General features: G+C 71.8%; 10 protein-coding genes. 6 read left to right on the top strand and 4 right to left on the bottom strand.

The window, feature by feature from the left end:
• Positions 1-13: 13 nt before the first annotated feature.
• Entirely contained in the window at positions 14-1132 is a 1119-nt protein-coding gene (locus ACO06A_RS04665) for an NAD(P)-binding domain-containing protein (protein WP_421734878.1), read from the bottom strand.
• A 175-nt stretch (positions 1133-1307) separates the two neighbouring features.
• Between ACO06A_RS04665 and mshD the strand changes: the two genes are divergently transcribed.
• Genes mshD through ACO06A_RS04680 form a run of 3 tightly spaced genes read left to right on the top strand, consistent with a single transcriptional unit; the run spans position 1308 to position 5487 of the window.
• Positions 1308-2279 carry a mycothiol synthase gene (gene mshD / locus ACO06A_RS04670; protein ID WP_421734879.1) on the top strand — a complete coding sequence of 324 codons (972 nt, stop codon included), beginning with the start codon at positions 1308-1310 and terminating at the stop codon, positions 2277-2279.
• Complete coding sequence (locus tag ACO06A_RS04675; protein WP_421734880.1) at positions 2276-4513, top strand: RNA degradosome polyphosphate kinase; 2238 nt, start codon at positions 2276-2278, stop codon at positions 4511-4513. Before mshD ends, ACO06A_RS04675 begins: the two co-directional genes overlap by 4 nt.
• Entirely contained in the window at positions 4510-5487 is a 978-nt protein-coding gene (locus ACO06A_RS04680) for an NUDIX hydrolase (protein ID WP_421734881.1), read from the top strand. The genes ACO06A_RS04675 and ACO06A_RS04680 overlap by 4 nt, the downstream gene beginning before the upstream one ends.
• A gap of 3 nt (positions 5488-5490) precedes the next feature.
• Here ACO06A_RS04680 and ACO06A_RS04685 read toward each other — a convergent pair whose 3' ends face one another.
• The 3 genes from ACO06A_RS04685 to ACO06A_RS04695 all read right to left on the bottom strand — a co-directional run bounded on the left by ACO06A_RS04685 (position 5491) and on the right by ACO06A_RS04695 (position 8099).
• On the bottom strand, positions 5491-6492 hold the full coding sequence (locus ACO06A_RS04685) for an inorganic phosphate transporter (protein ID WP_421734882.1): 1002 nt from the start codon (positions 6490-6492) through the stop codon (positions 5491-5493).
• A gap of 5 nt (positions 6493-6497) precedes the next feature.
• Positions 6498-7118: a DUF47 family protein gene (locus ACO06A_RS04690; protein WP_175345640.1), complete on the bottom strand. Its 621-nt coding sequence runs from the start codon at positions 7116-7118 to the stop codon at positions 6498-6500.
• A gap of 381 nt (positions 7119-7499) precedes the next feature.
• A complete protein-coding gene (locus ACO06A_RS04695; protein WP_421736016.1) occupies positions 7500-8099 on the bottom strand; it encodes a hypothetical protein in 600 nt (199 codons plus the stop codon).
• Between the two features lie 184 nt (positions 8100-8283).
• Between ACO06A_RS04695 and ACO06A_RS04700 the strand changes: the two genes are divergently transcribed.
• The 3 genes from ACO06A_RS04700 to ACO06A_RS04710 all read left to right on the top strand — a co-directional run bounded on the left by ACO06A_RS04700 (position 8284) and on the right by ACO06A_RS04710 (position 12195).
• Positions 8284-9819, top strand: a complete 1536-nt coding sequence (locus ACO06A_RS04700) for a sugar porter family MFS transporter (protein ID WP_421734883.1) — start codon at positions 8284-8286, stop codon at positions 9817-9819.
• Positions 9820-9958: 139 nt separating this feature from the next.
• A complete protein-coding gene (locus ACO06A_RS04705; protein WP_421734884.1) occupies positions 9959-10477 on the top strand; it encodes a MarR family winged helix-turn-helix transcriptional regulator in 519 nt (172 codons plus the stop codon).
• A gap of 62 nt (positions 10478-10539) precedes the next feature.
• Positions 10540-12195 carry an MFS transporter gene (locus ACO06A_RS04710; RefSeq protein ID WP_421734885.1) on the top strand — a complete coding sequence of 552 codons (1656 nt, stop codon included), beginning with the start codon at positions 10540-10542 and terminating at the stop codon, positions 12193-12195.
• Positions 12196-12249: the final 54 nt, after the last annotated feature.

Below are 12249 nucleotides of genomic sequence, written 5' to 3' on the forward strand. Positions count from 1 at the left end.
GTGAGCGCCGAGGTCACACCCCCAAGAGGCTCTGGAGGTTGCGGACCGATTCGCGGCCGGCGCGGTTGGCGCCCACCGTGGACGCGCTCGGGCCGTAGCCGACCAGCTGGATGCGGGGGTCGGCGACCACCTGGGTGCCGTCCATGACGATCCCGCCGCCGGGTGCGCGCAGGCCGAGGGGGGCGAGGTGGTCGAGCGACGCGCGGAAGCCGGTGCACCACAGCAGGGTGCGGGCGTGGACCTGGGCCGGGCCGCCGACCCAGCCGTCGCCGGGCCGGTCGGGGGCGTCCCACTCGACGCCGTCGGGGGTGATCCGGTCGAACATGGGCCTCGCCCGCAGGACGCCTGCGGTGATCCCGATCCGGTACTCGGGCGTGAGCGGCAGACCGGTCACGCTGACGATGCTCTGCGGTGGCAGCCCCGCGCGGGTGCGCTCGTCGACCTCGGCGACGGCCTCGCGACCGACCTCGGGGGTGAACGCCTCGTCGCGCCACTGCGGCGGTCGGCGGGTGACCCAGGTGGTCGTCGTCACGCGGGCCAGCAGCAGGGTCAGCTGGACGGCGGAGGTGCCGCCCCCGATCACCACCACGTGGCCGTCGGCGAGGTCCTCGGGCAGCTGGAAGTCGTGCGAGTGCAGCTGTCGCCCGCGGAACCCCCCTCGGCCCGGATAGGCGGGCCAGAAGGGCTTCTGCCAGGTGCCGGACGCGTTGACCAGACCGCGGGCGCGCCAGACGACCGTCTCGTCGGGCCGCTCGATGCTGCGGGACCGCACCAGGAGCCGGTCACCCTCGGACTCGACGCGCTCCACGCGCACGGGCCGCTGCACGCGGAGCTCGAAGGCCTCCTCGTACTGGGCGAAGTAGTACGGCACCGCGAACGCGGCGGGCTCGGTGAGGTCCGGGACCAGCAGCGGCATGCCGGGCAGGTCGTGGACGCCGTGCGCGTCGGCCATGGTCAACCCGGGCCATCGGTGCTGCCACGCGCCGCCGGCCTGCGGGGCGTCGTCGAGCACCACGAACGTCGCGGCGGCGGTCTCCCAGCCGGACTCCCCCACCGCGACCAGACCGGCGCGACGCAGGTGGTAGGCCGCGGACAGCCCCGCCTGACCGGCACCGATCACGGCGACGGTCACGTCCACGGGGCTCGCGACGGAGCCCGGCGACCGGCGCGCCCGCCGCGACCGGCGGGTGTCAGGGGTCCCGTCAGCCGTCGTCGGGGGGCTCCCAGAGGCATCCATCGCCCGCCAACGTACCCGCTCACCCGCTCGGCGCCCCCGTCGCGGGTCCCGACCGTGGTGGGATGGGCCCATGCTCGACGACGTGTCCGCGCAGGTCATCCTCAGTGCGACGGCCGGTCCGCTGACCACAGCGATCGCCGACGCCGTCCGCTCCCTGGCGGACCGTGCGGCGGCCGTGGACGGCGTCGCCCCCCTCTCGGAGCAGCCGCTGCTCTGGCTGACCGAGCGGGAGGCACCGGTGATCCACCTGCACGCCACCGGTCGGGACGGGCTCGTCGGGTACGCCCAGCTGGACGTCGGCGCGCAGTCCTCGGTGAAGGCGGAGCTGGTGGTGGACCCGGCGCACCGACGCCGCGGTATCGGCCGCGCGCTCGTGGACCGGGCACGGGCCGAGGCGTCGACGGTCCGGGGCCGGGAGCTGCGGGTCTGGGCGCACGGGGACCTCCCGGCGGCGCGGGCGTTCGCGGACGACGCGGACATGCCGGTGGTGCGCGAGCTCCTCCAGATGCGGCTCGACCTGGCCGCGCGCCCGCCCAGCACGGCCGCGCTGCCGACCGGGGTGTCGGTCCGACCGTTCGAGCCGGGTCGCGACGAGGACGCGTGGCGCCGCGTGAACTCCCGCGCGTTCGCGCACCACCCGGAGCAGGGCCGCATGACGTCGGCGGACCTGCGCGCGCGCGAGGCGGAGCCGTGGTTCGACCCCGCAGGCTTCCTGCTGGCCGAGCGCGACGGGATGCTCCTGGGGTCGGTGTGGACCAAGGTGCACCCCGCGGGCGAGCACGGCCCGGAGCCGGTCGGGGAGATCTACGTCGTGGGCGTGGACCCGGACGCCCAGGGACTGGGCCTGGGACGCGCCCTGACGGCGCTGGGACTCGACCACCTGGCTGCTCGCGGGCTCAGCGCAGCCATCCTCTACACGGGCGCGGAGAACACCGTCGCGGTGCACACGTACGAACGGGCGGGCTTCGTCCGGTTCGCGGTCGACGTCATGTTCGGTTCCGATACCCCGAGTTCACCTCCGGGTGTCACGATGGGCGTATGACGGACGCCCCTGCCATCGATCCGGCCCTGGCGGCCCACATCGCCGAGCACATGGCGCAGGCCGAGCTCGACGAGTCCGCCGTGGACCTCGAGCCCCTGCCCACCGACCGGTTCCTCGACCGCGAGCTCTCGTGGCTGGCGTTCAACCAGCGGGTGCTCGAGCTGGCCGAGGACCAGGACATCCCGCTGCTCGAGCGGGTGCGGTTCCTGGCGATCTTCGCGTCCAACCTCGACGAGTTCTTCATGGTCCGGGTGGCCGGCCTGAAGCGCCGGATCGCCACCGGGATCGCCGTGACGGCCGCGTCCGGGCTGTCCCCGCGGCAGGTGCTGGAGTCCATCAGCGAGGAGGCGCACCGGCTGATGGCCCGCCACGCGGCGGTGTTCGCGGAGCAGGTGCAGCCCGCGCTGGCGCACGAGGGCATCACCCTGGTCCGCTGGGACGAGCTGGGCGAGAGCGAGCAGGACCGCCTGCGCAAGTTCTTCCGCCGGCAGATCTTCCCGGTGCTCACCCCGCTGGCCGTGGATCCGGCGCACCCGTTCCCGTACATCTCGGGGCTGTCGCTCAACCTGGCCGTCGTGGTGACCAACCCCGCGACCGGCAAGGAGCACTTCGCGCGCGTCAAGGTGCCACCGCTGCTCCCCCGGTTCATCGCGGTCGACGCCTCCGGCCGGCCGAGCGCCCCGGACGTCCAGGCGGCGTCGCCGGAGAAGGGGCCGATGTCGTTCGTCCCCGTCGAGGACGTCATCTCCGAGCACCTCGAGCAGCTGTTCCCCGGCATGGTCGTCCAGGAGCACCACACGTTCCGGGTGACCCGCAACGAGGACGTGGAGGTCGAGGAGGACGACGCCGAGAACCTCCTCAAGGCCATGGAGAAGGAGCTGCTGCGCCGCCGCTTCGGGCCGCCCGTGCGCCTGGAGATCGCCGACGGCATCAGCCCGCGCATCCGCAACCTGCTGATCCGCGAGCTCGACGTGGCCGAGGACGAGGTCTACCAGCTGCCCGCCCCGCTGGACGCGACCGGCCTCAACCTCATCGCGGACCTGGACCGCGCCGCCCTCCAGTTCCCCCGCTTCATCGCCTCGACGCCCCGCCAGCTGGCCGAGGTGGAGAGCGCGACGCCGGCGGACATGTTCGCCAAGATCCGCGAGCGCGACATCCTCCTGCACCACCCGTACGACTCGTTCTCGACCTCGGTGCAGGTGTTCCTCCAGCAGGCGGCTGCGGACCCGCAGGTGCTCGCCATCAAGCAGACGCTGTACCGGACCTCAGGCGACTCCCCCATCGTCGACGCCCTCATCGACGCCGCCGAGGCCGGCAAGCAGGTGCTGGCCCTGGTGGAGATCAAGGCCCGGTTCGACGAGCAGAACAACATCTCCTGGGCGCGCAAGCTCGAGCAGGCGGGCGTCCACGTGGTCTACGGGATCGTCGGCCTGAAGACGCACTGCAAGCTGTCCCTGGTGGTGCGCCAGGAGTCCGACGGGCTGCGCCGCTACTGCCACATCGGCACGGGCAACTACAACCCGAAGACCGCGCGGCTCTACACGGACCACGGGCTGCTGACCAGCGACCCGGAGGTGGGGCAGGACCTCACACGCCTGTTCAACCAGCTGTCCGGGTACGCGCCGAAGTCCCGGTTCCACCGGTTGCTCGTCGCGCCCCGCTCGGTGCGGGCCGGCCTCGTCGAGCGCATCGACCGCGAGGCAGCGGCCGCGCGGGCGGGCCAGCCGGCGTGGATCAAGATCAAGGTCAACTCGATGGTCGACGAGGCCACGATCGACTCGCTCTACCGCGCCTCGCAGGCGGGGGTGCCCGTCGACATGGTGGTCCGGGGCATCTGCGCGCTGCGGCCCGGTGTCCCCGGCCTGTCGGAGAACATCCGGGTGCGCTCGATCCTCGGCCGCTTCCTCGAGCACTCGCGCATCTTCGCGTTCGCCTGCGCGACGCCCCCCGCCGACGCGACGTTCGAGGGACCCGAGGTCTACATCGGCTCGGCGGACCTCATGCACCGCAACCTCGACCGCCGCGTGGAGGCGCTGGTCCGCATCGCCGACCCGGACCAGGTCAGCGAGCTGATCGAGCTCATGGACGAGTCGAGCGACGACGCCACCTCGTCGTGGCACCTGGACCAGGACGGCACGTGGACCCGGCACCACCTGGGCCCGGACGGGCCGCTCATGGACCTCCAGGCAGCTCTGATCTACCGGCAACGGCGCCGGCCGGGCACCGGGCGGTGAGCACCACCCAGGCACCGGTCGTCGTCGAGGCGGCCGGGGCCCTCGTGTGGCGCGTGCGGCTGGGCCGGCTCCAGGTCGCCCTCGTGCACCGTCCCCGCTACGACGACTGGTCCTGGCCCAAGGGCAAGGTGGACCCGGGCGAGACGCTCCTCGCCGCGGCCACCCGCGAGGTGGCCGAGGAGACCGGTCACGACGTCGTGCTCGGCATCCCGCTGCCCGGCCTCGAGTACCCGCTGTCCGACGGCCGCCGCAAGCGCGTGCACTACTGGGCCGCCCAGGTGGCCGGTCGCCCGGACGCAGCCGCGCTCCGCGCCCGTCCGCCGGTGCCCCCGGCGTCGACCAAGGAGATCGACCAGCTCCGGTGGTTCGACGTCGCGACCGCCTCGAAGCGGCTGACGCGCGACGACGACCAGGAACCGCTGGCCGAGCTGGTCGAGGCGTACGACAAGGGCCGCCTGGACACTCGCGCCCTCGTGGTCGCCCGGCACGGGACGGCCCGGCGGCGCTCGGACTGGAAGGGCACAGAGCTGGACCGTCCCCTCACCCCCGAGGGCCAGCGGCAGGCGCGTGCCCTGGTGTCCGTGCTGTCGACGTTCGGCGTCGGGCGGGTGGTCACCAGCGCGTGGGCGCGGTGCGTGAGCACGATCTCGCCCTACGCCGCCGCCGCGCAGATCACCCCCGAGGTCTCGAGCATCCTCACGGAGGCCCAGCACCTGACCTCACCCGCGCGGGTGGCCGCCGAGGTGCTCGCCCTGCTGGAGTTCGGCGGCGACGCGGTGCTGTGCACCCACCGGCCGGTGCTGCCGACCGTGGTCGACGTGCTGGCCCAGCACGCCCGCCGCCCGGTCGCGGACGCCCTGCCGACCGCGGACCCGTTCCTGCACCCGGCCCAGGTGCTCGTCGCGCACGTGGCGCAGACGCCGAAGGGGCCCCGGGTGGTCGCCACGGAGACGCACCGGCCGCACGAGGTGTAGCCGTCAGGCCAGGATCGGGTTGAGGACCCAGTAGACGCAGGCGGCCACCAGGGCGGCCATGGGGATGGTCAGCACCCAGGCGAGACCGATGTTCTTGGCGACGCCCCAGCGGACCGCGGAGAGGCGCTTGGTGGCGCCGACGCCCATGATCGCCGAGGTGATCGTGTGCGTGGTCGAGATGGGGGCGTGCAGCCAGTAGGCGCTGGCGTAGAGCACCGACGCGGCCACCGACTCGGCGACGAAGCCGCGCGCGGGGTCCAGCTCGATGACCTTGCGCCCCAGCGTGCGCATGATGCGCCATCCGCCGGAGTACGTGCCGAGCGAGATCGCGAGCGCCGACGACAGCTTGACCCACAGCGGGATCGTGGTGCCCGTGGCGTACCCGCCGGCGACGAGGGCGAGCACGATGACGCCCATCGTCTTCTGCGCGTCCTGGAGTCCGTGCCCGAGCGCCATGGCGGCCGCGGACGCCGTCTGCGCCAGCCGGAACCGGCGCATGGTGCGGGCCGGCGCGGTGTTCCGCACCAGCCACAGGACGCCGACCATCAGGGCGAACGCCAGGAGGAAGCCGACGAACGGCGACAGGACCATCGGGATGACGACCTTGTCCACGATCGCGTCCCAGTGCACGGTGACGCCCGACGCGATGCCCACGCCGGTGAGCCCGCCGATGAGCGCGTGCGTGGACGACGAGGGCAGGCCGAGGCGCCAGGTGATGAGGTTCCAGGTGATGGCGCCGATCAGCCCGGACAGGACGATGGTCAGCGCCTCCTGGGAGCTGACGTCGCCGATGCTGATGATGTCTTCCGCGATCGTCGTCGCCACCTGCGTGCCCAGCAGGGCGCCCACCAGGTTGAAGACGGCAGCCATGATGAGGGCGGCACGGGGGGTCAGTGCCCGGGTCGACACCGAGGTCGCGATCGCGTTGGCCGCGTCGTGAAACCCGTTGGTGTAGTCGAATCCGAGCGCGAACGCGACGACGACGATGACGAGCGCGAGCTCCACCTGGCTCAGGACTCCTTGAGCGCGATGGTCTCGACGGTGTTCGCCACCTTCTCGAAGGCGTCGGCGGCGTCCTCGAGCTTCTCGACGATCTCCTTGACCTTCATCAGGAGGATCGGGTCGGTGACCTCGTCGAACAGCTGCGCCAGGAGCTTGCGGTGGATCTTGTCCGCCTGGTTCTCGAGGCGGTTGACCTCGACCCAGTACTCGGCCAGCGACTCCATGGAGCGCAGGCGGGGCATGGCCTCCGCGGTGAGCTCGGCGGCGCGCTGGAGCACCTGCACCTGGTCGGACACCCGCGCGGGCAGCGCATCGACCTTGTACAGGACGATGAGGTCCGCGGCCTCCTCCATGAAGTCCATGCAGTCGTCGAGGCTCGACGCGAGGTTGTAGATGTCGTCGCGGTCGAACGGGGTGACGAACGTCTGGTTGAGCCGCCGCATGATCGAGTGGGTCGCGTCGTCGGCCTCGTGCTCGGCCTCGGCGATGCGCTTGCCGATCTCCTTGCGCGTCGGGCGGTCGGCTCCGAGCATCTCGCCGAGGAGGTTGGCTCCTGTGACGAGATGGATCGCCTGAGCGGCGAACAGGTCGAAGAACGTGGTGTCGCGCGGGGTGAGGCGCAGGCGCACAGCGGGCTCCGGAAGACAGGGGGAATCGGCCAGGGCAGGTGGGAACGGCCAGGGAGGAAGGGCGGGATCAGGCTAGGACACGGTCGGGGGAATGCCTAACGCACGCCATCGTGCGCATGGACCCATGGTGACAGCCAGGTGGCGCCTGTGGGTCGGCCCTGAGCTCTGCGAGAGCATGGGCGACGCCGGACCGCGGAGCGCCTCTCGGCGCGTGGCCGCTCGAAGCGGCTTGAGATGGAGCCCGGGGCTACCGCGGCCCGACGTCGCCGCTCATCGTACGCCCGGATCCCGGTCGGGACGTGGGACCTCGGGTGCCGCAGCCGGGCGAGCGATGCGCTACCAGCGGGTTCACCCGTGTGCGATCCCCGGGCGTGGGCGACGTCACTCCAGCCGGCCCGCCCGCCACAGGGACGCGGCGTGCTCCAGCTCCTCGGCGGTGCGCACCAGCGACGCGGCGCCACGGGTCAGCCGGACCGCCGCGGTGGGGTCGACGTCGTCGAGGTGGTCGGCGTCGAACGCGGCACCCGTGGCGAGCACACGGCAGAATGCGGCCGCGCGCTCGAGCGCGACGTCCAGCTCGCCCGTGTAGACCCCCGAGAGCACCGCGTCCGCCACGACCCGGACGTCGGCCGGTCCCGGGGCGTCGGCCACGCCCGCCACGACGTCGTGCACCGGGGCGGCCGCCATGCCGAGCCGGTACCGGTCGGCGACCGTCGCGGGATCGCGTCGGACCCACTCGCGCAGCACGTAGAGCCGCCACAGCGCCCCGGGCAGGCTGTCGGCCGCGCTGTCCGACCACAGGGCGGCGACGACGTCGAGCCCCTCGCGCTCGACCAGCGACACCAGCCGGGCGACGACCTCGGGGTCGGAGTTGGCGCGGCCCTGGTGCACCAGGGCGGCCGCGGTGGTGTGTGCCGCCTCGTTGCGCAGTGCCGGGTCGTAGCCACCCGGCAGCTCGTCGGCCTGCGCCGGGTCGAGCATCGCGGGTCGCCGAGGGCGCTGTGCCCTGCGAGCCCCGGCTCCGTCCGTCCCGTCCATCGGACGATCTTGCACCGGACGCTCTCGTCGAGCCAGCAGGCACGCCTCCGACGTGCGCAGCCACCGGGTGAGGGCCAAGGTGGGAGTGATCTCCCGGGAGCGGCCCGGGGGCGACGGAGGTCAGGTCATGTCCCACGCTTCTGGGTCGCCGCAGGGGGCGGCCGGGGGATCGGCAGTGCCGCCGAACCCGCACAAGAACAAGGCGATCGCGCTCGCGACCGCGGCCGCCGTCGGTGGCTTCCTCTTCGGGTTCGACAGCTCCGTGATCAACGGGGCCGTCGAGGGCTTCACCGAGGACTTCCAGATCCTCGACATGTCGGCCGGGTCCTTCATCAAGGCCTTCGTCGTCGCGGTCGCACTGCTCGGCTGCGCCCTGGGCGCCTGGGTGGGCGGCAAGCTTGCCGACCTGTGGGGTCGCACCCGAGTCATGTTCCTCGGCGCGGTCCTCTTCTTCCTCTCGTCGATCCTGTCGGCATTCGCGTTCGGCGTCTGGGACCTGGCGCTGTGGCGCTTCATGGCCGGCATCGGCATCGGCGTCGCGTCGGTCATCGCGCCGGCCTACATCGCGGAGATCGCCCCCGCCGCCATCCGCGGCCGCCTGGGCTCACTGCAGCAGCTCGCCATCGTGCTCGGCATCTTCGCGGCCCTGCTCTCGGACCAGCTGCTGGCCATAGCGACCGGCGTGGAGGAGAACCCGTCGTCCGCCGAGCTGTGGTTCGGCCTCGAGGCCTGGCGCTGGATGTTCCTGGTCGCCGTCATCCCGGCCGTGGTCTACGGCATCCTCGCGCTCCGGATCCCGGAGTCGCCCCGCTACCTGGTCTCGATCCGGAAGGAGGACGAGGCGCGCAAGGTGCTCGCCGACGTGCTGCCCCCCGACGAGGACCCGCAGGAGCGCATCGACCAGATCAAGAAGACGATCGCCGAAGACAAGGAGCATGCCCAGCACGCGTCGTTGCGCGGCCCGGGCGGGAAGCTGCTCCCCGTGGTCTGGGTCGGCATCCTGCTGTCGGTGTTCCAGCAGTTCGTCGGGATCAACGTGATCTTCTACTACTCGAACACGCTGTGGCAGGCCGTCGGCTTCGACGCGAGCGACTCGTTCACCTACTCGACGATCACCTCGGTGACCAACGTCGTCGTGACGTTCATCGCGATCGCACTCATCGACAAGGTCGGTCGACGCCCGCTGCTGCTCGTCGGCTCGGTCGGCATGGCCCTGACTCTCGGCATCATGGCCCTCGCGTTCACCCAGTCGTTCGAGGTGCCCGACCCGGCGAACGCGGGCGAGATGCTCACCCAGCTCCCCGACACCTGGGGCGTCGCCGCGCTGATCTCGGCCAACCTGTTCGTCGTGTTCTTCGGGGCGACGTGGGGTCCGCTCGTCTGGGTGCTGCTGGGCGAGATCTTCCCCAACCGCATCCGCGCCGCGGCACTCGGCCTTGCCGCGGCCGCGCAGTGGATCGCGAACTTCATCATCACGATCACGTTCCCGCCGCTGCTCGACACGTTCGGCGCGACCATCCCGTACCTGCTGTACGCGATCTTTGCCGCACTGTCCTTCTTCTTCGTGCTCTGGAAGGTCCCCGAGACCAAGGGGATCCAGCTCGAGGACATGGAGGGCGTCAAGGTCGAGCGGAACCGCCGCGGGACCGCCACCGCGAGCTGACACGACCACGGCGCGCGGCCGGGCCACTCCACGGGCCCGGCCGCGTCGCTGTGCCACCACCCGGCGGAATAACCCGACCGGTCAGTTGCTTGAAGCAAGCATAAGTCGTATGGTTGCACTGAGCAACAAAAGGAGTCCCATGCCGTCCGCACTCCCCGAGACGCCGCCGCAGACCCTGCTGCGGTCCGTCGAGGCCTTCAACCGCGCGCTGCGCGAGTCGTCCCTGGGGGTGGCCCGCGACATCGGGTGCTCCAAGGGCACCCTGGCGATCGTCCGGATCCTCCAGCGTCGCGGCACCCTCCAGGTGAGCGACATCGCGCACGTCCTGCGCGTCGACATCTCGGTGGCCAGCCGTCAGGTGAGCCAGCTGGTCGACGACGGCCTGGTCGAGCGCGCGGTCGCCGACGACGACCGCCGCGCCCGCACGATCCGGCTCTCCCCTGCCGGCCGGTCGCTCGCGGTGGAGATCGCTGCCGCGCTCGGGCGGCGCGCCGCCGAGGTGTTCGCCGACTGGTCGCCCGACGAGCTGCTCGCCGCCGCCGCGACCCTGGACCGGCTCGGTGAGTCCGTGTCCCGGTTCGCCCTTCCCACGGACGCGCCCGCTCCTCTGGACGCCGCCGATCCTCTGGACGCCGCTGGCGTCCTCACCCCTGCCTGAACCTCCCTCCCGACCTGCCGACGACGCCGGGTCTCCCTGCCAGCACCATCGAGAGCGAGACCATGTCCAGCCCCACCCCCACCCCCACCAGCACCGCTGAGATCGCCCCCAAGATGACCCACCGCGAGGTCCTCGAGGCCCTGTCGGGCATCCTGCTCGGGATGTTCGTCTCGATCCTCGCGACGAGCGTCGTGTCCTCGTCGCTGCCGCGGATCATCTCCGACCTCGACGGCACGCAGTCCGCCTTCACCTGGGTGGTCACCGCCACCCTGCTGACCACCACCATCTCCACGCCGATCTGGGGCAAGCTGGCCGACCTGGTCGACCGCAAGCTGCTCATCCAGCTCGCGCTCGCCATCTCGGTGATCTCCTCGGCCCTCGCCGGGTTCTCGCACGACACCGGGATGCTCATCGGCATGCGCGCCCTCCAGGGCATCGGCGCCGGCGGCCTGACCGCGCTCGGCACGGTCCTCATCGCCGACATCATCAGCCCGCGCGAGCGCGGCAAGTACATGGGCCTCATGGGTGCCGTGATGGGCATCGGCATGGTCGGCGGCCCGCTGCTCGGCGGCGTCATCACCGACGGCCCCGGCTGGCGCTGGAACTTCTTCGTCGGCCTGCCGTTCGCGGTGGCCGCGATCATCGTGCTCCAGCGCACGCTGCACCTGCCCGCCCGCAAGGCGCGCAAGGTGAAGATCGACTACGCCGGCGCGACGCTCCTGTCCGTCAGCATCGCGACCCTGCTGCTCTGGATCACGTTCGCGGGCACCTCGTTCGACTGGGCCTCGTGGCAGACGGCCGCCATGGTCGGCGGCTCCCTGCTCACCCTCGCGGCCGCGATCTGGGTCGAGTCCCGCGCGAGCGAGCCGATCATCCCGCTGCACCTGTTCAAGAACCGCACGCTGGTGCTCGCCGTCATCGCCAGCATCGCCGTGGGTGTGGCGCTGTTCGGCACGTCGGTGTTCCTCAGCCAGTACATGCAGCTGGCCCGCGGCAAGACGCCGACCCAGTCCGGCCTGCTCACCATCCCGATGATCGTCGGCCTGCTGGTGTCCTCGACGCTCTCCGGCCAGATCATCAGCCGCACCGGCCGGTACAAGAAGTTCATGATCGCCGGCGCCATCCTGCTCACCGCGGGCCTGGGCCTCATGGGCACCATCCACTTCGACACGAGCTTCACGCTGGTCGCGCTCTACCTGGTGATCATCGGCGCGGGCGTCGGCATGCTCATGCAGAACCTCGTGCTCGCCGTGCAGAACACCCTCGACGTCCGGGAGGTCGGCTCCGGCACCTCGACCGTGGCGTTCTTCCGGACGCTCGGCGGCGCGCTCGGGGTCTCCGCGCTCGGCGTCGTGCTCTCGCACCGGGTGACCGACCTCATGGTCCGCGGCCTCGTGGCGATCGGCATCGACCCGTCCGCCATGGGCTCCGACGGAGCGATCCCGGACCTGTCCACCCTCCCCGACAACATCCGGATGGTCGTCGAGCAGGCGTTCGGCAACGCGATCGCGGACCTGTTCCTCGTCGCCGCGCCCGTCGCGCTGATCTCGCTGATCGCCGTCCTGTTCCTCAAGGAGGTGCCGCTGGGCAACCGCTCGGGCATCGAGCAGCTCCTCGAGCAGGAGGCCGCGATGCTCGCCCCGGCCACCTCCGAGCAGTCGGTGGACGCCGAGCTGGACGCCCTGACCGACCAGGAGCGGATCTCCACCCGCGACTGACCGCACCACGACAGCGCCCCGCAGCCCATCGGTCGCGGGGCGCTGTCGTGTCAA

This window comes from Cellulomonas sp., assembly GCF_965229465.1.
Classification (GTDB): domain Bacteria; phylum Actinomycetota; class Actinomycetes; order Actinomycetales; family Cellulomonadaceae; genus Cellulomonas.